The sequence below is a fragment of the Dyadobacter jejuensis genome (assembly GCF_003149085.1).
GTDB classification, from domain to species: Bacteria; Bacteroidota; Bacteroidia; order Cytophagales; family Spirosomataceae; genus Dyadobacter; species Dyadobacter jejuensis.
Genome location: NZ_QGDT01000008.1, coordinates 24759 through 46258 on the forward strand (window position 1 = coordinate 24759; position 21500 = coordinate 46258).

23 protein-coding genes are annotated in these 21500 nt (G+C 44.8%); 17 read left to right on the forward strand and 6 right to left on the reverse strand.

Annotated elements, in window-relative coordinates; genetic code table 11:
* Positions 1 to 13 precede the first annotated feature (13 nt).
* The 8 genes from CLV98_RS15005 (at position 14) to CLV98_RS15040 (ending at position 6185) form a co-directional block, all read left to right on the forward strand.
* The gene (locus CLV98_RS15005; RefSeq protein WP_025762380.1) at positions 14 to 325 is read left to right on the forward strand and encodes a DNA-directed RNA polymerase subunit omega; all 312 of its coding nucleotides are present in this window, start codon (positions 14 to 16) and stop codon (positions 323 to 325) included.
* A gap of 117 nt (positions 326 to 442) precedes the next feature.
* Positions 443 to 1693, forward strand: coding sequence for a bifunctional phosphopantothenoylcysteine decarboxylase/phosphopantothenate--cysteine ligase CoaBC (gene coaBC / locus CLV98_RS15010; RefSeq protein ID WP_229203389.1), 1251 nt, complete (start codon positions 443 to 445; stop codon positions 1691 to 1693).
* Positions 1690 to 2595: a type IX secretion system protein PorD gene (gene porD / locus CLV98_RS15015; RefSeq protein ID WP_229203390.1), complete on the forward strand. Its 906-nt coding sequence runs from the start codon at positions 1690 to 1692 to the stop codon at positions 2593 to 2595. The genes coaBC and porD overlap by 4 nt, the downstream gene beginning before the upstream one ends.
* Positions 2596 to 2618: 23 nt before the next feature.
* Positions 2619 to 2846, forward strand: coding sequence for a hypothetical protein (locus CLV98_RS15020; RefSeq protein ID WP_109675350.1), 228 nt, complete (start codon positions 2619 to 2621; stop codon positions 2844 to 2846).
* A gap of 142 nt (positions 2847 to 2988) precedes the next feature.
* Positions 2989 to 4647: a DNA repair protein RecN gene (gene recN / locus CLV98_RS15025; RefSeq protein WP_109675352.1), complete on the forward strand. Its 1659-nt coding sequence runs from the start codon at positions 2989 to 2991 to the stop codon at positions 4645 to 4647.
* A gap of 21 nt (positions 4648 to 4668) precedes the next feature.
* Positions 4669 to 5115 carry a viral A-type inclusion protein gene (locus CLV98_RS15030; protein WP_109675354.1) on the forward strand — a complete coding sequence of 149 codons (447 nt, stop codon included), beginning with the start codon at positions 4669 to 4671 and terminating at the stop codon, positions 5113 to 5115.
* Entirely contained in the window at positions 5105 to 5773 is a 669-nt protein-coding gene (locus CLV98_RS15035) for an SCO family protein (protein ID WP_109675356.1), read from the forward strand. The genes CLV98_RS15030 and CLV98_RS15035 overlap by 11 nt, the downstream gene beginning before the upstream one ends.
* The gene (locus CLV98_RS15040; RefSeq protein WP_109675358.1) at positions 5766 to 6185 is read left to right on the forward strand and encodes a c-type cytochrome; all 420 of its coding nucleotides are present in this window, start codon (positions 5766 to 5768) and stop codon (positions 6183 to 6185) included. Before CLV98_RS15035 ends, CLV98_RS15040 begins: the two co-directional genes overlap by 8 nt.
* On the opposite strand, the gene lptC is transcribed toward CLV98_RS15040, so the two are convergent.
* Genes lptC through CLV98_RS15055 form a run of 3 tightly spaced genes read right to left on the reverse strand, consistent with a single transcriptional unit; the run spans position 6182 to position 8734 of the window.
* Positions 6182 to 6727: an LPS export ABC transporter periplasmic protein LptC gene (lptC, locus tag CLV98_RS15045; RefSeq protein WP_109675360.1), complete on the reverse strand. Its 546-nt coding sequence runs from the start codon at positions 6725 to 6727 to the stop codon at positions 6182 to 6184. The two genes, CLV98_RS15040 and lptC, sit on opposite strands and share 4 nt — an antisense overlap.
* 14 nt (positions 6728 to 6741) lie before the next feature.
* Positions 6742 to 8025 carry a BamG family beta-barrel-assembly machinery protein gene (bamG, locus tag CLV98_RS15050; protein ID WP_229203391.1) on the reverse strand — a complete coding sequence of 428 codons (1284 nt, stop codon included), beginning with the start codon at positions 8023 to 8025 and terminating at the stop codon, positions 6742 to 6744.
* Positions 8015 to 8734, reverse strand: a complete 720-nt coding sequence (locus CLV98_RS15055) for a type III pantothenate kinase (protein WP_229203392.1) — start codon at positions 8732 to 8734, stop codon at positions 8015 to 8017. Before CLV98_RS15055 ends, bamG begins: the two co-directional genes overlap by 11 nt.
* Before the next feature lie 459 nt (positions 8735 to 9193).
* Between CLV98_RS15055 and rho the strand changes: the two genes are divergently transcribed.
* The 4 genes from rho to CLV98_RS15075 all read left to right on the forward strand — a co-directional run bounded on the left by rho (position 9194) and on the right by CLV98_RS15075 (position 13042).
* Positions 9194 to 10918, forward strand: coding sequence for a transcription termination factor Rho (gene rho, locus CLV98_RS15060; RefSeq protein WP_109675364.1), 1725 nt, complete (start codon positions 9194 to 9196; stop codon positions 10916 to 10918).
* A 126-nt stretch (positions 10919 to 11044) separates the two neighbouring features.
* Positions 11045 to 11941, forward strand: coding sequence for an OmpA family protein (locus tag CLV98_RS15065; RefSeq protein ID WP_109675366.1), 897 nt, complete (start codon positions 11045 to 11047; stop codon positions 11939 to 11941).
* A gap of 16 nt (positions 11942 to 11957) precedes the next feature.
* Positions 11958 to 12464 carry a hypothetical protein gene (locus CLV98_RS15070; protein ID WP_109675367.1) on the forward strand — a complete coding sequence of 169 codons (507 nt, stop codon included), beginning with the start codon at positions 11958 to 11960 and terminating at the stop codon, positions 12462 to 12464.
* 29 nt (positions 12465 to 12493) lie between these two features.
* Positions 12494 to 13042, forward strand: coding sequence for a helix-hairpin-helix domain-containing protein (locus tag CLV98_RS15075; RefSeq protein ID WP_109675369.1), 549 nt, complete (start codon positions 12494 to 12496; stop codon positions 13040 to 13042).
* A gap of 50 nt (positions 13043 to 13092) precedes the next feature.
* Here the strand turns inward: CLV98_RS15075 and htpG are convergent, their stop codons facing one another.
* Positions 13093 to 14919, reverse strand: coding sequence for a molecular chaperone HtpG (gene htpG, locus CLV98_RS15080; RefSeq protein WP_109675371.1), 1827 nt, complete (start codon positions 14917 to 14919; stop codon positions 13093 to 13095).
* A gap of 225 nt (positions 14920 to 15144) precedes the next feature.
* Here htpG and CLV98_RS15085 point away from each other — a divergent pair, with 225 nt between their 5' ends.
* Positions 15145 to 15693, forward strand: coding sequence for a hypothetical protein (locus CLV98_RS15085; RefSeq protein ID WP_109675373.1), 549 nt, complete (start codon positions 15145 to 15147; stop codon positions 15691 to 15693).
* Between the two features lie 104 nt (positions 15694 to 15797).
* Here CLV98_RS15085 and CLV98_RS15090 read toward each other — a convergent pair whose 3' ends face one another.
* Positions 15798 to 16499 carry an MCP four helix bundle domain-containing protein gene (locus CLV98_RS15090; RefSeq protein WP_109675375.1) on the reverse strand — a complete coding sequence of 234 codons (702 nt, stop codon included), beginning with the start codon at positions 16497 to 16499 and terminating at the stop codon, positions 15798 to 15800.
* Between the two features lie 275 nt (positions 16500 to 16774).
* On the opposite strand from CLV98_RS15090, the gene CLV98_RS15095 reads away from it, so the two are divergent.
* Positions 16775 to 17512, forward strand: coding sequence for a DUF6962 family protein (locus CLV98_RS15095; RefSeq protein ID WP_109675377.1), 738 nt, complete (start codon positions 16775 to 16777; stop codon positions 17510 to 17512).
* Positions 17513 to 17570: 58 nt separating this feature from the next.
* Here the strand turns inward: CLV98_RS15095 and CLV98_RS15100 are convergent, their stop codons facing one another.
* Positions 17571 to 18206, reverse strand: a complete 636-nt coding sequence (locus CLV98_RS15100; protein WP_109675379.1) for a peroxiredoxin — start codon at positions 18204 to 18206, stop codon at positions 17571 to 17573.
* A gap of 323 nt (positions 18207 to 18529) precedes the next feature.
* On the opposite strand from CLV98_RS15100, the gene CLV98_RS15105 reads away from it, so the two are divergent.
* The 3 genes from CLV98_RS15105 to CLV98_RS15115 are packed head-to-tail and all read left to right on the forward strand — an operon-like array spanning position 18530 to position 21456.
* Positions 18530 to 19669, forward strand: coding sequence for a cysteine desulfurase family protein (locus tag CLV98_RS15105; RefSeq protein WP_109675381.1), 1140 nt, complete (start codon positions 18530 to 18532; stop codon positions 19667 to 19669).
* 13 nt (positions 19670 to 19682) lie between these two features.
* The gene (locus CLV98_RS15110; protein WP_109675383.1) at positions 19683 to 20849 is read left to right on the forward strand and encodes an XdhC family protein; all 1167 of its coding nucleotides are present in this window, start codon (positions 19683 to 19685) and stop codon (positions 20847 to 20849) included.
* Positions 20833 to 21456, forward strand: coding sequence for a nucleotidyltransferase family protein (locus tag CLV98_RS15115; protein WP_109675385.1), 624 nt, complete (start codon positions 20833 to 20835; stop codon positions 21454 to 21456). Before CLV98_RS15110 ends, CLV98_RS15115 begins: the two co-directional genes overlap by 17 nt.
* Positions 21457 to 21500 lie beyond the last annotated feature (44 nt).

Consider the following 21500-nt stretch of genomic DNA (forward strand, 5'->3'; position numbering starts at 1 on the left):
ATAGATACCAGATATGGCAACGAATCCATCCATTATTACCCGCGATACAGACAAGATTGCTGATGTTACGGGAAATTTATACGAATCCGTTTCGGTTATCTCTAAGAGAGCCCGTCAGATTTCGAGTAAAATGAAGGAAGAGCTCAATAACAAATTGGCAGAATTTGCTTCCGGTGTCGACAATTTGGAAGAGGTTTTTGAAAACCGCGAGCAAATTGAAATTTCGAAATTCTATGAGCGTATGCCTAAAGCGGGCAGCATCTCTATAGACGAATTTATGGAGGGTAAGACTTACCATGCTTACCGAGAGAATACAGAAGAATAGTCCATTTTAATGGAGCTGGCCAGTCGTGATACCCCTTATGGATCTAACACGACTGGCTTTTTTCATTTAGCTCCTATGGCACTTCGTCAATACCCATCACCATAAAGCCTTTAGTACGTGTCCTTATTCGAACCACAGCCTACGGCAACGCCTTCGGCAACGCCTTTGGCAGGAAAAAAAATAGTGTTAGGGGTGACCGGTAGTATAGCCGCTTACAAATCAGCCCTTCTGATTCGACTACTCGTCAAGGAAGGAGCCGAAGTACAGGTTATCATGACGGAATCCGCTCAGGAATTCATCACCCCCCTCACCCTATCCACACTCTCCAAAAAGCCTGTATTTACGAAGTTCACGGAAGGCCCCCTCGGGGAGTGGACCAACCATGTGGAGCTGGGCCTATGGGCCGACCTCATGCTGGTGGCCCCAGCAACGGCCAAAACCTTAGCTGGCTTTGCCAATGGCTATTGTAATGATCTGCTGACGGCGACTTATTTGTCGGCGCGATGCCCGGTATTTGTGGCACCAGCCATGGATCTGGACATGTTTGCTCACCCTTCCACCCAGCACAACTTGCAGAAACTCGCTTCTTACGGCAACCGAATCATCGAACCTGAGGAAGGGGAATTGGCCAGTGGATTGGTAGGCTCAGGACGCCTGGCCGAGCCCGAAACCATCGTTGCAATTCTAAAGAAACATTTCAGCTTTAACCCAGTAGCCTTTCAAAAACGAGTGCTCATTACGGCCGGCCCCACCGTGGAAGCCATAGACCCGGTACGGTTTATCAGTAACCGGTCGACGGGCAAGATGGGCTATGCCATAGCGGAGGCATTTGCAGCGGCTGGCGCTGCGGTAACGGTGGTAAGTGGCCCCGTATCTATCGAGCTCCAGGACAGTACTATTCGGGTGCTACCCGTCGAGTCGGCACAGCAGATGTATGAGACGATAGAAGGACATTTTGCCCAGCATGACCTGATTATTTTTGCGGCCGCGGTAGCCGATTATACGCCCAAAACAGTGGCCGAACAGAAGATCAAAAAGAAAACCAAAGACATGCAGATCGATTTGGTTAAAACAGTAGACATAGCGGCTGCCATGGGGCAAAAAAAGCAGCCACATCAACTCACCATAGGCTTCGCCTTGGAGACAGAAAATGAACTCGACAATGCCCTTCGAAAACTCGAAAGTAAAGCTTTTGATTATATTGTACTGAATTCATTAAACGACCCAGGAGCAGGCTTTACGCACGATACGAACAAAATTACCGTTATTGATAAAAACAAAACCATATCGCGTTTCGATTTGAAGTCGAAAACTGAGGTTGCAGGAGATATTTTGAACCTGGTATTAAGTAAGTGGACAGAGCTATGAAAAGACTATTATTCCTTTTTTGCTGCCTTATCGTACGGCCCATGGCCTATTCGCAGGCCCTGCAGTTTACAGTAAGTGTGAATTATGATCAGTTGATCTCCCAGCAGAACACCGATCCACAGAGCATGTCCCAGCTACAAACTTATATCAGCGATTTTCTGAATACTTATAAGTTTTCAGAGGACAATTTCACAAAGGATGAAAGGATTAAGTGCAAGCTTAATATCAATTTAACGAAGTCCATTGCTCAAGGGAATTATGAGGCCAATGCGCAGCTGGTCGTAACCAGGCCAGTATATAATTCGAATTACGAAACGGTACTACTCACCTTTATCGACAAAAACGTATCCTTTACCTATTTGCCAAGTACACAGTTGTACTTTAACGAAAATAGCTACACCGAAGAGTTACCCTATTTATTGGCCTTTTATGCCTACACGGCGCTGATCTACGATTACGATTCTTTTAGTAAACTGGGCGGCAACCCCTATCTACAGAAAGCCTTCAATATCGTAAATCAAGCACGGAATTCCTCGAGCAACAAAAAGGGCTGGGAAAATGTGGACTCCAAAAACCGGTATGCCCTGATCAGCAGTCTCATGAGTCAACAGTTCATTCCGTTTCGCGAGAGCATGTACGAATACTACCGCTTAGGCCTGGACGTAGCCAGCCAGAAGCCCACCGAAACGAGGGCTACGGTACTAAAAACATTGAATACGATCGATGCGATTGCCCGCCAAAACCAAGCCAATGTGGTGATCAATTCATTTTTCGATGCCAAATCCGACGAACTCTACCGCATTATGCTAGAGGCTACTCCAACAGAAAAAAAGGAGGCCTATAACCTGCTTTCTAGCCTCGATCCTGCCAAAACCCAAGTATATCAAAAGCTCAATAATTAAGTCTGAGGAGGGCCCCACCTATCATGAGTAAGAGAATCATAAGAATTGCTGGCAACCGGCTTCGCCCCCAACTACTACAGCTAACGGGCCAGATGCTCAACGTAGTACAGCAAGATGGCTTAACCTACTATGGGCAACTCGTTCAGATAGAAAAAGACGGCTTTACCATCTCCGACCAGCGCAATCATCTGCATCACTTCGTCGATGCCGAGCTATATGAAATTGTCCTAGATCAGAAAGCGGCATTTTAGCTACGGGAAACCACTGGCACGAGGTAAAGTACCAGTGCGTTTATTTCTAAATTGACTATATACTGACTATATTCGTGCAAGTAAAACGGCCCTGCTCGGCTGCTAGCCAAGGAATATTGCTAAATCGTCTATTGATATAGAAATGCTTTCAAACCTGCTCATTAAAAACTATGCCTTGATCAAGCACCTGGAAATGAGTCCAGATGCCGGCCTAAATATTATTACAGGAGAAACAGGGGCGGGAAAATCGATTATGCTAGGAGCTATAGGACTGCTTCTGGGCAACCGAGCCGATGTCAAATCTCTTTACGACCCCAAGACCAAATGCGTAATTGAAGGGACTTTCAACTTGTCGGGTTACGACATGACCGACTATTTTGACGAGGAAAATCTTGACTTCTCTAACGAGTGCCTGGTAAGAAGGGAAATATCGGTATCGGGCAAGTCCCGGGCCTTTATCAACGATACCCCGGTAAACCTGGAGACCCTCCGTAAAATCAGCAACCAGCTTTTAGATATACACTCTCAACACGACTCGATTCAGCTGGGTAGCAACGAGTTTCAACTGAAGGCCTTGGACGCTTATGCCAATAATGACAGCCTGTTAAAGCAGTACCGTACGGCCTATTTTAGCTATAAAGAAAAAGAGAAATATTATAAGGAACTCTTAATTCGTTCGGCTCAACTTCGTAAAGAATTTGATTACGACCAGTTTTTATTTCAAGAATTAGAATCGGTCAAAATACAATCCGATGAATTGGAGAAACTCGAACAAGAGTTGCTGGTGCTTGAGAACGCCGTAGACATTAAGGAGAAGCTTCAGTTGGCCCATACCTTTCTCGACAACCCGGAGAGCTCAGCCCTGGAATCGTTAAAGTCGACAGTATTGGCGCTCACCCAGGCGGGAAGGCTGGTATCGGACTACGACTTCCTTAAGGAGAGGGCTCAAAGCTGCCTCATAGAACTCCGAGACATTGCCGACGAAATCAATCAGTTTCAACAGAATATCGATTTTGACCAATCTCGAACCGACCTGGTACAAGAACGATTGAACACCCTGTACACGTTATTAAAGAAACACCAGGTCAATAGTCTCGCCGAGCTGTTGGCTATTCAGAGCCAATTGGACGATAAACTGAATACGGTAATAAATATGGATGAATCCATAGACCGCGCGGATAAAGAGCTCCAAAAAACCAAGTCCGAAATGCTTCGGCTCGCAGAGGAATTGTCTGAACAGCGAAAAAAAGTGGCGCAGCCCATAGAAACGATTATTTTGGATCGCCTCAGAGATCTGGGAATACCCAATGCATCGTTCTCTATTAAGACGAATAAAACCGATCCTAGCCCTACCGGCATGGACGCCGTATCGTTTTTGTTTAGCGGTAACAAAGGTATTCAGCCACAAGAGCTCAAACAGGTAGCTTCCGGTGGCGAATTCTCACGATTGATGATGGTCATCAAGTACATTCTAGCCGACAAGCGTCGGTTGCCTACCATCATTTTCGATGAAATCGATACGGGTGTATCTGGCGAAATCGCCATCAAAATGGGCAAGATGATGTTGAATATGGCGGTCAACCACCAAATTATTGCCATCACCCATTTACATCAAATCGCCTCTAGTGGACATGCTCATTACTTCGTGTACAAGGACCATAGCTCGGCCAAAACGGAAAGCAATATCCGGAAATTATCGAAGGAAGAAAGAATCCAAGAGATTGCACAGATGATAGGCGGCCACAACCCTTCGGAAGCCATCGTCAATAACGCCCGCGACATGATCACCCAAACTGACTGAAACCAACCCACTCCATCCTATATGAAACAATATTTAGCCATCATATTCCTATTTTGCTTGCTAGGATCTTGTTCTGACAACAAGGAACAAGTCAATGAGCTCGAGAAAGAAGTCCTCGACACCCACGACGACGTCATGGCCTATATGGACGACATCATGACGCTTAGGAACCGGATCAAAAAAGAGCTCGCCTCGATAGACAGCCTGGAAAACGAAGGAATAGCCGATAACAACGGTGCGCAACAAAGGCTTACCCTCCAGCAGCTAGACGACCAACTGGACCAGTCGGATGCTCAAATGATGCAGTGGATGAGAGCCTATAACGGGGATTCAGCCAAGAACCTGAATACCCAAGAAGCCATGCGTTACTTTGAAGTCGAAAAGGAAAAAATAGATCAACTAAAATCGAACACAGAGAAAAGTGTACAAGAAGTAAAAACTTATTTTGAAAAACAGAATGAACATTAACAACCGCTTGAAAAGACATGGGGTATTAGACCTCGGAATCATCCTATTAATAGCAGTATTTATAACGAGCTGCTCTAAAACAGAAAAAAAACTACCGATATTTGGAGAAAGAGATTGGGTAACCAAAACAGTGGACGGCAAAGAGGTGGTGGACACCATCTACCACCAGATACCGGCTTTTAAGTTTGTCAACCAAAATTCCGATACGATTACGGAGGCTTCGGTGGCCGACAAAATTTATGTCGCAGACTTTTTCTTCACCTCATGCCCCACCATTTGTCCGGTCATGAAGCGCCAAATGCTCAAGGTGCACGAGGCCTTTAAGGACAACGACCAGCTCAAGATCCTATCCCATACCATAGATCCCGACCACGACACCCCCGAAGTGTTGAACACCTTTGCCAAAGACCTGGGCGTAACAGGCGACCAGTGGTGGTTTCTAACGGGCCCTAAGGAGCAGATCTATGAGATAGGCCAGAAGTTCTATATGACGCCAGCTCAGGCCGACAGCACGGCTCAAGGAGGCTACATTCATGGAGGTTATTTTATTCTCTGCGATAAGGACAGGCATGTTCGCGGTATGTACGACGGTACTACCGAAGAAGGCACTCAAAAGTTGATTACAGACATTAATATATTACTGAAAGAATATGAATAAGCTAACGACTGGGCGAATTTCTGTGGCCCTTCTTAGCCTATTGGTAGCATGGGGCGGGGTCGCATGTCAATCGAAAGAGGAGTTAAAAAAGGAGCAATATTATGTAGAGGGTTATCGGCTCTACCAGCTGCACTGCAGCAATTGTCATCAAGAAGACGGCGCCGGAATGGCCAACTTATATCCGAGTGTAGCTACCTCCAAAATGCTACTGTCCGATGCACAGCTGGCCTGCCTGATCCGCTATGGTACCAACGGCAGTGGGGAGTTGCAACGCCCTATGCCTCCCAACCCACAACTGACGGAGCTAGAAATAGCCGAGGTGATTACTTACCTGAACGTAAATTGGGCACAGGATACGGTGTATACCCAAACTGAATTGATAGGAACGGCCCTAAAGGCATGTCAACCCTAAGGAATATCGACCCGGTATTTACCGGTTCCTTTCCGAAACTTAATACGTGAAAAGTCCTGCTCGGCGTCCATGCCGACCCCATGGGTGATCTCACCCGTCGATCGATTGCGAACCGTCAGGTGCTTTTCCGTAAATACCTTCTTCGTGCGAGGGCTCCACTTGAGCTCGGTGGTCGTGAGCAATTGGTTGGTCAAGGACATGTTAACCCGCACATTGCCCTTCACCACATAGATATCTTCATTTTTCTGGTAATTCCCCGAATCGGCCCGTAAGTGGGTAGTGACGGACCCATTGGGGTCATAAAAATCGATATTGACCGTATCGGGAAATACCTTATTATCATTCAGAAACCGGAGCTGTTTCGGAGTACGCATCAAAACCTTCAGATCCCCCTGTTCGCTGTAGAGCACCTTAACGTTTTGAACCTCCTCTACTGGTCCTTCATACCGAACATTGGCGACCTCTTTTTTATCTTCACAGGATAAAAAGAGCGAGGCGCCAAGCCAAACTAAAAAGAAAGAATTGATTTTAATAGCTTTCATTCGGTCAAAATACCTTATTCAATGCGCTGTTTTACGAACCACCGATCCATTAGCGTAATCCCGAATACCATTTTGGCATACCTTTCTCGAATCAGGCCAGCTCCCGTACTACCCCGTTGCCCTCCTACAAAAGCCACAGAGATATAGTTGGAATACCGCCCTCCCATTGGGAAGGTCAGCCCCAAACTTACATTGGTATCGTTGAGGGTAGTACCGTTGATGCTATAAGGGAGTTTACCATGGCTAAAGCCTAACCGATAACGCACCACATCGAAGTATTTAAGTGAGGTGAAATTGGGAAGATATTCGGCTCCCAAATGAAAACGCCCTACACTCTTCAGTCCATCATTGCTGCTTGTAAAACCTCGGTAGTTCGACCAATCCTGATAGCTATAATCCGCCGAAACGGTTAGTTTAAAGGGCCATTCGAAGCTAGTACCCACCTGATAAAGGGCAGGCAAGGTGAGGGTGCCGCCGAGTTGATTCGACAGGGTATCGGGGGCTATAATGTTGGTACCACTTTGGGTAAGGTCGAAGGTGGTAGTCTCCGTAGCGTTTAGCTTGGAACCTAGGCTATAGGTCCCTCCTAAATTCCAATAAAGTTTGTTTTCCTTTTTGATAGGAACCCGTAATACGGCCCCTCCTTTAAAAGAGAAATCCGAAACGGAATTTCGTTCAGTTAACGAGGCATTATAGTCGCTGATAGCCAAACTTACTGAGGAGGTTCGAGAAATATTCCCAAAAAAGTAAGAGGCCTCCAGACCTAGACTTAAATATTTGCCGATTTGAAAAGCATTGGTAAACGATACCTTATTGATGCCACCACTGCCAGTAGTCGTATAATAGGCCTCCGTAGCCGTACCCGGCACGGTCCTTGTAAAGACGTTGCTATAATCTACAAAACTATAAGGCTTCAGGCTTACACCAAGATTCCAATTGGTCTTTACCGGGAACGACAGGGCTACATACCCCAGGTTCCCCCCTGCATTCTGCTGAGACTTGGTGCCCGAATCAACTTGTTTGTATTGTCCAATTACGCCAAAATCGAGGGTAGTAAACTTATTACGCACCCAGAGTGCGGGGTTAATATTATTAATTTGGAAGCCATTTCCTGAACTTACACCGGCCTGCCCCATTCCTGTATTCTCAGAAAAGGAATCTCCGTACAGTTCGCCAATACCTAAAGAGGTGTAAGGAGAGTTACCCAAGCCTTGTGCATGGGCGTTACGAATCGTGCCAGATCCAACAGATAGTACTAAGACCAGGGCAAGTAAATTAATTCTTTTTTTAATCGACATTATATGTTAAAATTCTGTTCAAACCGAATAAGACGAGCTGCGGGACTGCAAAGATGGTGTCTTTCAAGCTACTTTCAAAGTATGGAGCATCTCCGCCACATAATACTACGCACATTGATGCTGAAATGTTTCGGTACCGACCAATTATTCCTTCCATTTCTGCTAAAATACCATTCATAACCCCACTCTGCATAGAGGCAGCAGTAGACTTGCCCACCACGGGAGGATCCGACAGAGGCGACAATAAAGGCAAGCGTTTAGTAAATTGGTGCATGGCCTTAAAGCGCATCTGAACTCCGGGTGCAATGATACCCCCTTGATAAACTCCATCCCTACTGACCCAATCGTAGGTAATACAAGTTCCCATGTCGATCACCAACAGATCCATACCAGGATACAAATCGTAAGCCCCTACCGCCGCCGCCACACGGTCCATGCCTAAGGTATGGGGCGTATCGTAGTCCATTCCTATGGGTAAGGGCAAGGAGGAGCTCAGGTTCATCAGTTCAAACTCCCCGGTGATAGACGTTTTAAAATCCTCGAAACTTATATTTACCGAAGAAAAAAGGACGTGATGGGGCTGAAACTGATCGATATAGCCCTGAAGACCGCTAATACTCAATCCAATTTCATGGCGTATTAATCGATTATTATCAAAAAAACCCATCTTATATTGGGTATTACCCGCATCGATAACCAAATTTCTCAAAGCAAAATTATTTTATTAACAAAAAAATCATCTCAATATGCTCCACGATTGGCCAACTCCCTCAGCTGCAATGATACCATAAGAAGATGATTTAAAAATAAATAATTGAAAATTTCTTGTTTTGTTAATCACAAATATTTAATTTCGTGGAGATAAAACTTACCAAAGTAATTCCTTCGAATATTTTTCAAATTTTATTTTTCTCATCGTAGCGGGTGAATCCATGGAAGGATAAAATCGTGTGTCCGTTCCTTTTGCTAGATCTGTCAAATATTCTTAAAAAAAAGCCTCTTTTGAACATTCCAGCTTCTTGAAACCCGTTTTGATGTAATCAATATCTATACCTATATCAATGACCGCCACTTGAATTCGAGGCCTCAGCCCTCGACATTTTATATTAACATTCACATTCTTTAATAATCAAGGGGTAAGTACAATAACTTACTGAACAATATTTGTATGCTTACAATCGATGAATTGAACATTAAGCTTGTATCCGAGCTAAAAGAGATAGCAACGACTTTAGGAATCTCTGACCAACCCAAAACTACCAAAAAGGAGCTGATAAATAGGATAATCACCCACCAACAAGGGACCTCTGCCGCTCCAACCGAGACCGCTCCTAAGGAAGTTGCACCCAAGAATGACCAACCAGCATCGATCGAGGAAGAACCCAAAAAGAAAAGAACCCGACGCCCTACCGACGACGCTATTTCGCCAAAGGGAGCTACCAAAGGGAACCGTGGTAAAAAAGCAGCTAGTACTAAGCCCCCTTTATTCGACAAAAGTAATCGGAACTTAGAGCTCTTCTCCGACTCAGATGCCGAAGAAGATACGAGCGATGACCTGGGTAAGGAAGAAAAAGTGGAAGCGGTAATAGAAACCGAAAAGCAACAAGACCAGGTTTCAGAAAAACAAGAGCAAAACCCTCCTTCTGAACAAAAATCCACCTCAGAAAGACCATCCAGAGAGACTAGAGAGCCCTCTGAGCGGCCCACCCCCAATCCATCCAGAGAAGATACTTCAGCTAAGATCAAGCGCAACTATAACAATTATGTTAGGGAGTTTGACGGCCTTATATTGAATGAAGGCGTTCTGGAGATTATGCAAGATGGCGGATACGGATTTTTGCGTTCTGCTGACTACAATTATTTAGCATCTCCCGACGATATATATGTTTCTCCTTCTCAAATAAAGCTTTTTGGACTTAAGACCGGTGATACCGTAAAAGGTCAGATTCGTCCTCCTAAAGAGGGAGAAAAGTATTTCGCTTTATTACGTGTAGAGACCGTCAATGGTAAAACCACAGAAGAAATTCGGGATCGTATTCCTTTCGAATATTTAACCCCCTTATTTCCAAATGAATGTTTGAAGCTCAGCTCACGCCCCGATCAATACTCCACACGTATACTAGATCTTTTTGCCCCCATCGGAAAAGGTCAAAGAGGGATGATAGTCGCTCAGCCCAAAACAGGTAAGACCGTCCTGCTTAAAGAGGTAGCCAATGCCATTACTCGGAATCACCCTGAGGTATTTTTGTTAATCCTTCTGATTGACGAACGCCCAGAAGAGGTAACAGACATGCAAAGGAGTGTAAGAGCAGAAGTAATAGCCTCTACCTTCGACGAACAAGCTGACCGACATGTTAAAGTGGCTAGTATTGTTCTGGAAAAAGCCAAAAGAATGGTTGAATGTGGACACGATGTAGTTATACTATTGGACTCTATCACCCGATTGGCGAGGGCTTATAACACCGTAGTTCCTTCTTCAGGGAAAATCCTTTCGGGTGGGGTGGATGCCAATGCACTCCACAAACCCAAAAGATTCTTCGGTGCGGCTAGGAACGTAGAAAACGGAGGTTCACTAACGATCATAGCCACGGCCTTGATTGACACTGGCTCCAAAATGGACGAAGTGATTTTCGAGGAATTTAAAGGTACCGGTAACATGGAACTCCAACTCGACCGTAAGCTTAGCAACAAGCGGGTGTTCCCCGCTATTGATGTAATGGCTTCCGGTACACGCCGAGAAGATCTGTTGCAAGACAAAGAAACCCTTAAAAAGGTGTGGATACTACGAAAACACATGTCCGACATGAATGCCATGGAATCCATGGATTTCCTACTCGATAATATGAAAGGGACTCGAAGTAATGAAGAATTTCTTATTTCGATGAACCGATAAACTACAAAAGCCACTTAGAAATTAAGTGGCTTTTTTGTATTCCATTTGTGCATTAACGAAGGAGTAATTAGATTTAAGTGACTTTTGCCTTTTGTAGAAGTCCAAATAACCCTATCTCTTAAAAATATGTTAAAGAAAAGTGCATTTTGGTGGAGTACTCTTATAATTTGGATGGCGGTGGCCATTTATTGGCATGTCTGCCATGTTAAGCAAAACTGCGAGGCTATTGGACTCGAAATCCCTACTCTATTTACTAATAAAGAATCTCCTATTTATAGTGTAGAAAACACCCCTGCACAAAAACAGGCATCGATAGATCCTATGGCCTTGAGCTTTGAACCTTCCAAAGAAACGCCCATAGAAAACAGCGGTACGGCCTTATTGGACTCTATAGCCGGCTATTTGCGCAACCATCCCAATCAGCGGCTAACCATAGAAGGCAACTACCATACTGCCGAAGAGACTGGTACGGCAAGTGGTCATCTCGGGCTCGCCAGGGCCAAACAAATTAAGGCTCGCTTAACCGCTATGGGGGTCGACTCCACCGTGATGATTATAGCATACGACTCCTCGTATACTGATGTGCTCCCCAAAGAGCCCATTCAGGATGGTATACGCTTCCGATATAGCACTAGAGAGGCACTCACTGAGAAAGACCTGGCAACGGATGAGCGATTCACCAGTATCTTTAATAAAATTGAACTATATTTCCCTTATGCCAGTGTAAACTATATTCAGACGGAGGAAAACCAAAAGTTCCTTCAAGCTGCTAAGCAATACCTTACCCAAGCTGGCTCCAAAAAACTAATACTTACGGGACACACCGACAATGAGGACAGTGCCGAATGGAATTTACAATTATCGATCAAAAGGGCCAACGCTGTAAAGGCTAAGCTGATGGCCATGGGGATCCCCGCCGAAAAAATGACGGTGGTAGGAAAGGGCGAAACCCAACCGAAGGCTTCTAATAGCACCTTGCAGGGCCGAAGAGCCAATCGCCGTGTAACCCTAATTGTTCAGTAGCTAAAATTCAACCCTCATGTTTACATTTTATAGCCCATCCAATAGTTCGGACCTGATTATTTATATTATAATGCTCACTATTACGCTATTATTGGCTTTTGGAGCAGGATATTTTTCCCATATTCAGGACTTAGACGATCTGCTCCAATCAGAAACTAAGTATAATTATGAATTACAAAAACTACGCAATCAACCGGCCGCAAAGCCGGAGCAAGTTCAGGCCCAGCCCGAGGTAAAACCTACTGCAGAACCCCAAACGGAAATATACCGGGACGACCTAACCAAAATTCACCATATCGATCTTTCAACGCAACAGAAGTTGAATCAGCTAGGCATTCGGACCTATAGACAACTGCAACTTTTTAATCCACTCAATTTAAAACAGGTCCTTTCTTCGGAAGAAGATGATCTGGATATTGGGGAAATCATCATTTGGCAACAACAGGCAGCCTTGGCCGCCTCCCATAAATGGGACGACCTATCCTCCCTTCAAGCTGAGCTCGACCGTAGAAGTAAAAAGTAAATTCATTGTAATTCGACACTTGATTCCTTATGACTGCCCTTCTAAACCAAAACTTATTCCTCGGGAACTCCATTACCGAAATAGCCTTGCCGCTAGTCATTGCTGCTGTAGTGGGCTACGCATTGGCGCGTCTTTACCTCGTTTCGAAGTCCAAAGGTATTGAGCAGTCCATCGACCACTTAAAAGCCGAGATTGCCGACCTTCAACGGACTCCAGAGGCACCGCAACCAGTATCCACAGAAAGACGCTCTACCATATCGACCCGGAAAACGGTATATCCCAAACTAGAGCGCGACCAAAGCAAATCCGACGACTTTAAAATCATAGAGGGAGTTGGGCCAAAAATAGAAGAACTCCTCAAAAAAGAGGGCATTTTGACTTATGGAGACCTGGCCAATACTTCCCCCATACGGCTGTCGTCTATCCTTCGGAATGCCGGCCCTAGGTTCCAGATTCACGACCCTAGCTCCTGGCCCAAACAGGCCAACCTGGCCAAATTTGGAAAATGGATAGAATTAGAACACCTAAAAGAACAACTCATGGGAGGGAAGGAACCCCCTACTCCCCCTACAGCATAAAAAAAACCGCCAGTTGGCGGTTTTTTTATGCTTATTACTCAATTCTATTCTTAGATAATCTCCACAGAACGCTGTATGAACTGAGTAAGGTCCTTCCCTGTTAACATACCCTGAGAAAGCATGGCTAGGTCGTACACTTGCTTGGCCAAGGCACTTTTTAAAGTGGTATCCTCAGTCTTCAGAATTTTACTGATCACCGGGCTATTGGCATTCAACGATACGGTGTACATCATTGGCATATTGCCAAACATGGCTTGCTGCCCCGAACTAGCTTGCATATCCATCATACGACGCATAAACTCGGGGAAAGTGATCACTACCGGAAGCTCGTCTACTGGCATAGCTTCCACCTGAATCTGCGCACTCTTATCGGAGGCTACTCCTTCAAAAAGTTGCTTTAAGGCATCGGTCTCCTCCGTCGACAATATGCTCTCCAGTTGGATATCTTTTTCGATAAGCTTATCCAGAGTTTCGGCATCTACCCTTTTCACATTCACCTTCTCTAGTTTTTGCTCGAGGGTATTAATAAAATGTGAATCGATCATGCTTCCAAGATTCAAAACATCATACCCTCTTTTTTGAGAAGAAATGATGAAAGAATCCTGTTTCTTTTCATCGGTGGTATACAACCATACCTGATTTCCGTTTTTATCAGTTTGGTTTTCTTTAACCACTTCTTTGTATTCTTCGAAAGTGAAATACTTTCCATCTACATTTTTCAGTAAACAGAAATCCTTCGCTTTATCATAGAATTTCTCATCGCTAATGATACCATACTTTATAAACAAACCAATATCATCGAACTTAGCTTCGAAGCCTGGACGGTCATTTTTGAAAATCTCCGCTAGCTTGTCCCCTACTTTCCTGGTAATATATCCATTGATCTTTTTGACATTTCCGTCAGCTTGTAAATAGCTCCTAGAAACATTTAGAGGAATGTCGGGGGAGTCGATCACCCCGTGCAACAACTGTAAGAAGTCGGGGACGATATCTTTCACCTCGTCAGTAATAAATACTTGACGGCTATACAGTTGAATTTTCTCCTTTTGCCCTTGAAAATCGTTCTTCAGTTTAGGGAAGTAAAGAACACCCGTCAAGTTGAAGGGGTAGTCCACATTTAAATGGATCCAGAACAAAGGATCTTCCGAGAAGGGGTGTAACTCCTTATAGAAAGCCAGGTAATCTTCGTCGGTCAGATCCGACGGATTTTTGGTCCAGATAGGCTCCGTATTATTAATGATCTTCTCTTCGAATTCGATAGATATTGGCAAGAACTTACCATATTTCTCCAAAATTCCTTTTAAGCGGAATTCATCTAAAAATTCCTCGGAGTCTTCGGCGATATGAAGGATAATATCCGTTCCTCGGCTTTGCTTTTCGGTGCCGCTAAGTTCAAACTCCGTGGAGCCATCGCATACCCAACGTACGGCCTCCGAGCCTTCTCGGAACGACTTGGTGATGATCTCCACATTTTTGGCCACCATATAGGCCGAGTAGAATCCCAAGCCGAAGTTTCCGATAATATTACCATTCTCGCCCTTATCCTTATATTTCTCAACAAACTCCGTAGCGCCCGAAAAAGCGATTTGGTTGATATATTTCTTAATTTCATCGGCCGTCATCCCCACGCCATTGTCACTGACAGTTATTGTCTTGGCATCCTTGTCCAGTTTTACCTGAACTTTCAATTCTCCCAATTCCCCATCAAATTCACCGTAAGAAGCCAACTTCTTTATCTTCTGAGAGGCATCAACGGCATTGGAAACCAATTCCCTTAGAAAGATCTCGTGGTCCGAATAAAGGAATTTTTTAATAATCGGAAAGATATTTTCCGTGTGTATACTCAGACTTCCCTTTTCCTGAATCACTGATTCCATAATTATCTGAAAATTTAAATTTATATTTGGTTATGCATTTTCTGTTGCAATATGGATTAGAAATTAACGTTCCAATTACAATTCAATCGGGAAGCTTCTGCCAAATTGACAGAATATACCTTAAATAAACCAACTTGTGAACCGTATTGCTTTTTATTAATATTGTGCTGGGCTTCAAGACTGGCCCTCTAACCAATTGCAATAAAGTGCTTACCACCAATACCTATGAAAATTAAATCAACATTACTGATCTGCCTGCTTTACTCTGCCATGAGCGCCTGTACCACCATGAATTCGGTACCTCTGTCGAATTATACGGTTTTCACCGAAGACCTTAGAGCAAGCTTGGAAGGGGCGGGAATCCCCTTAGAAAAGGTCCAATTCTTTAATGACAAGAACATTACAATTAGAAGGGAAGTATCCGACCCTAACGACATAAAAGTGAATCCGGAAGGACAAATCACCATGAGCAATGGAAAGAGCATCCAAACCATTAATGTATTACCATTTACTCCCGGTGTGGCCCTGTCGTCGGATCAAGGCATTATCTATGTGTCGTGGGACGATACCCAGCAGGATACCAAGGGGATGAAGTTCAACCTTAGCGGTCAGCATTATTTTATAGATGTGCTTCCTGAGAGCAAGTTTGAATACAAACAAAGGACATTTGACCTACAGGCGGGCAACGGCACGCGCTTATTTGTCAAGAAAGACTTACTGAAGCAGGTCAACAATTCGAGAGAAACACTAAAAGGACGTAAAGTAGGCCAATAATTGGTCCGCGATTCTTTAGGCATATTATCAAAAAAGCGGGAGAGGCTCAGCCTCTCCCGCTTTTTTATGGGTTGGGGTATGTTGAACCCTAACGAATTCCTTGCCTAATTCAGGTTAAAGTTTTGTTCTTTCATCTTCTTGACCTTGGGCTTACTGATGATTTGGGAGTTTTTGATCAATGTCAAAATGATTAGACCGACCACCACGGCAATCGAAATCTGAAAGGCCATAATATTATGCACACTGGCCATATTACCCTTCGATTCCGTAATGAGCTCCTGCCCCACATGCGACTGTATGGCCGTAAGCTCGTTCAAGTTCAAAATAGTACGCTGAAAGGTATTTGCCCCTGCTCCTTCAAATAAGCTCTTCCCATCGCTCAGATGTCCCGCCTGACAAAGATTGATGATCATTTTCTCTAATAACACATATTCCTGGATCCTATTTTTGAGGGCTACCAAACTTTTAGCCTCCTGTTCTACCAGATACGTACCTTCAAAAGATTTGATCAGGGAATCTATGTTCTGATCATACCCCGACAAATCGCCCTGAATATCACGTTTTGTAACAGGAGTTTCAGACAATAGGTATTTTTCTAGACTAAGCCGTTTGTTATACAGATTCTCCGTCAGATAAATAATGGTGGTAGCCGGCAGCAAACGGTCCTTGTAAATGGACGAAAAGGACTGATCAATTCCCTTGATGTTATTTTTAGACACCATAGTGCCTAAAATAATAACCAGCATAATCAAGCTAAGGATCAGAGCCGCTTTTAATTTTTGCTGTATAATGAAAGACCATTTCATAATAAAATCGTTTACAGTATCTACTTTATGATAGATAATATTTTAAAAATACTAGATATTATTGTAAAAACAACAAAGAAGTTAAATTGGTTTATTAATGCCACTCCCTGGCCGCGTCACAGGGTTCCATGAGGATAGGCGCCGCATTATCCTTAGGCTCTTGCGGCTATTGCTAGTATTAATGATGGGTATCTGGCAAGGAAATTGTAATAACTGAATCAATTGTGCTTAATTTGAATAATTTTCCAGAATATAACCCGATTAACGTTACGTTTATGAATAATGTCCCGATGGAATACAGCCATGTGCACCAGGTCGAGCTCTTCGGCATCACCGTCCTGGAGCCTTCGACCGTTATCTCCAGCCTGATGATGACCTTGGTATGCATTTATGCTTTTATCCACTTACAAAAGCTGGGACGAACCCATAGGATGTATACACAAATCCAGTATTTCTTCCTATTTATGGGCCTAGCAACGGCTATTGGTGGTATTCTAGGCCATGGTTTTATATATATAACAGGGCTTCAGGGTAAAATCCCCGGCTGGTTCGCCAGCATGATTGCCGTAGCCTTATTTGAAAGAGCCGCCATTTGGCACGTCAAACCCCTATTGGCCGACCACCTTGGCAAGCTATTGGGGTGGTTGAATTATGTGGAGCTAGCCATTTTTTTCGCACTTACCTTTTTCACACTCAATTTTGTGGTCGTCGAAATTCATGCCTTTTATGGTTTATTCTTAATGCTCTTCACCATAGAAGTTTTTATGTACAAAAAACGTAAAGATCCGGGTAGCAAATATATATTTATCGCCACTGGATTGGGGGCTGTTTCGGCATTGCTTCATGCCCTAAAACTTAGCTTTGGACCTTGGTTCAATTATAACGACATCAGCCATATCAGTATGGGCGCCGCCATCTGGTATTATTATCAGGGAGCTCGCCATATGGAATATTATGGCCCAGAGCACGATGTGATAGAAAAAGTAAAACAACAAATGCAGATTGAGTCCTAAAATAGTTTCGGATTCTGGATGTTAAGTTCATCCAGAATCCGAAACACCTCTCAACCGCTTACTTATTAGGTTGTGGGGTATATCGTAGGTACGACTTAACTTCAGTCACTCCTTTGCTAAACTTCTTTTTGGCATCTTCGGTGCTTATGGCAGGTACCACAATCACATCTTCACCATCTTTCCAGTCTGCAGGCGTTGCTACAGAATAGTCGGCAGTTAACTGCAGGGAATCGATCACACGAAGTATTTCATAGAAGTTACGGCCTGTAGAAGCTGGATACGTCAAAGTCAATTTTACTTTTTTATCGGGGCCAATCACAAATACAGAGCGCACCGTAGCTTTTTCGCTGGCGTTCGGATGTATCATATCGTACAATTCGGCTACCTTACGTCCTTCATCGGCAATAATAGGGAAATTCACCTCAGTACCATTCACCTCGTTAATATCTGGAATCCAGCGGTTATGCGAATCGATATCATCCACACTCACGGCCAATACCTTAACATTTCGTTTTTGAAATTCTCCACTCAACAAAGCCGTTTTCCCTAACTCAGTAGTACATACTGGAGTAAAGTCGGCAGGGTGAGAGAACAAAAGGCCCCAGCTGTCCCCAAGCCATTCGTGAAACTTAATAGATCCTTGCGTGGTATTTGCTTCAAAATCTGGAGCAATGTCTCCTAATCTAAGCGTCATAATAAAGGGTATTTTAAGGATGAAAAAATAATCTATAATACTACTTGGTTAATGTTAAAAATAACCAAAAGGTTTCATTTTTCCTTAAATTAGAATTGCTTTCTGAAGGTCGCTTCAGAAATGCTGCATACCCATATATCGTACTTAGGGAGCAAGCATCCCTAAATCTATTTTTAGGCTGCCTACCCATTTTTATCCCTATTTCAAGTCATTAAGACCAAAAATGGAACTCCAACAGAGTTTATACTGGTCAAATCCCTATATATTTAGAATATATGGCTAATTTGTATCTTCATTAATTGATACAGGAAGTGGCTAGGCACATGAAAAAACCCATTTATTTCGATCATCAGGCAACTACGCCTATGGACCCACGGGTACTAGAGGCCATGGTTCCATATTTTACTACTCACTTTGGAAACTCTTCGAGCAGGAATCACTTTTTTGGGTGGGAAGCTCAAGAGGCCGTGGAAGAGTCCAAAGAGCACGTTGCCGCGTTGATCGACGCCCATCCATCCGAAATTATTTTTACCTCTGGCGCTACCGAAGCGGTTAACCTGGCCATCAAAGGCGTATTGTCCGCCAATGGAGCTCCGGCCCATATCATCACCTGTAAGACCGAGCATATGGCTGTTTTGGATACCTGTGCGGGACTGGAAAAACAGGGAACAGAGGTCACCTATCTGGATGTTGACCAATATGGCACCATCGATATTCAGGAATTGGAAGCCGCCATAAGGCCCCATACGGCCATTATCGTACTTATGTATGCCAATAATGAAACCGGAACGCTCCAACCCATTTCGGAGGTGGGTACCTTAGCACGCAAGCATGGAATTCCTTTCCTATGCGACGCCACTCAAGCGGTAGGCAAATTACCCCTGTCCGTACAGGCGCATGCCATAGACCTACTATGCTTTAGCGGACATAAAATGTACGGTCCAAAGGGCATAGGCGTTCTTTATAAATCTTCTAGCACACAAGCCTTAGAACCACAAATAACCGGTGGTGGGCAGCAAGCAGGGCTCCGTAGTGGGACGCTCAATGTCCCTGGCATAGTGGGGCTAGCCAGGGCCTGTACCCTATCGGCGGAGCTCATGCCCCAGGAGTCAGCATACCTGAAGATGATACGGGATCGGTTCGAATCCCAATTGACTGCCCTTGGCGGCGTTAGGATCAATGGGCATCCCTATCATCGGTTGCCGCATTGTTCCAACCTCACCATCGATGGAGTACAGGGCGAAGAGTTTGCCCTTAGCCTAGGCAGTAAGCTGGCCTTCTCCCAGAGTGCAGCATGCCATGCCGTCACCAGTCAGCCCAGTCATGTATTATTGGCCATGGGCATGGCTCCTGAGGACGTCCTCCGTTCGTTTCGTTTCGGTTTCGGACGCTTTAACAAGGAGGAAGAAATAAACCTAGCGACGGATATGCTGATTGCCGCTATCAAAAAATTCAGGGCCTGAGAAAAACAAAACCATGACAGAAATACAACAAATACTGATCGCCTATCACCGGGCCGTAGTAAAAGGCCAGGCCATGGCACTAGCCACGGTAGTACTGGTGGAGGGGTCGTCCTATCGGCGGCCAGGAGCCCGAATGCTCGTTACCGACGACGGCCAACTCACCGGAGCCATAAGCGGGGGCTGCCTCGAAGGAGATGCCCTACGAAAGGCACTCCTGGCCATAAGTCAAGGTAAAAATAAGCTGGTCACTTACGACACTACAGAAGGGCACGACACCACTTTGGGCGTGCAGTTAGGCTGTAACGGAATCGTGCATATCCTCTTTGAGCCCATCCATTCCGACGATCCTCATAACCCCATAGCCCTGCTACATGCGGCAACGAAAACCCGCAGCCCCAGTGTATTGATTACACTATTTGAATTAAAAAAACCTACGGCGCCCCAGCCGGGGACCTGCCTCCTTTACGCCAACGCTCATTCTTGGGCTTCAGAAAATGAAAGGGCTATGGAACTCTCCATGGAGTTGCACGAATTAGCACAGCGTGTCTTTAACCATAAGGCGTCCCAGTTTGAGACTTTCCTATTGCAACGGCAACGGCTAACAGCCTTTGGCGAATGGATTCCTCTGGTGCCCAAGCTTATTATTGTAGGAGCTGGTAACGATACCATTCCCCTGTGTACGATGGCTGGCCTCATGGGCTGGCACACCGTGGTGGTCGACGGCCGGGCTACCCATGCCACCTCAAAGCGCTTTCCTCTGGCTACAGAAATCTATACCCTCGCAGCAGAGGAGGTTTTAGAAGATATAAAGGTAGATGCACGAACGGCCGTTCTGTTAATGACACATAACTACCACTACGACCGTAGCCTATTGGCGCGGCTATTGCCCAACGATGTATGTCCTTATGTAGGTGTACTAGGTCCCAAATCTAAATTGGAAAGAATGTATGATGAAATTCGGTCCACAGGAATAAATATCACAGACCAACAAAAAAATAAAATATATGGCCCCATTGGACTGGAAATTGGAGCGGAGACCTCCGAAGAAATAGCCCTTTCTATTCTTGCTGAGATTCAGGCCGTTTTTTCAGGAAAACAGGGTGGATTTTTAAGGAATAAGACCCTTCCTATTCATCATAGGCCCTCACAGAAACTCCAGAGTCATGACCCTCACCAATAGCCACCACACCCCGGCTGTAGGCATATTGTACCTCGCCGCGGGCAATTCCTCACGGATGGGCCAGCCCAAGCAATTACTGCCGATACGCCAACAACAAAGTCTGATCCAAAAGGTGGTGTCGGAAGGATTCCAAACTCAAGCCATTACCATTGCCGTCGTTACGGGGCCTTATCATCGGGAATTGTCTTTAGAACTCGCCTCCTACCCGGTTAGGCTGTATCAAAATCGTCATTGGGCACGAGGAATGGGGAGTAGCATCAGCTTGGGAGTAAGAAGTATGCTGGCCGACCACCCCGAGCTGGATGCGGTGATACTGGCCGTCACCGACCAGCCTCACTTGGCCTCAACCCATCTTAACTCTCTCATCGATACGCATATATCCAGCCAACGCCCCATCGTTATCTCTCAGTATCAAGAAGGTAAGGGCACTCCCGCCTTATTCTACAAAAGCTATTTTAAGGCCTTACAACGACTCGACGGGCCCATCGGTGCCAGCGCCCTAATTCGACAGGAGCACCAACAGGTTATTTCCGTCCCCTTCCCCCTAGGCCATATTGACCTAGACCAATGGGAGGATTATCAGGCCTATCTAAGGGCGTTTAAGTAGGTCGCTTTCTGACTATGAGACATTTCTCTAGGAATTTATAAGTC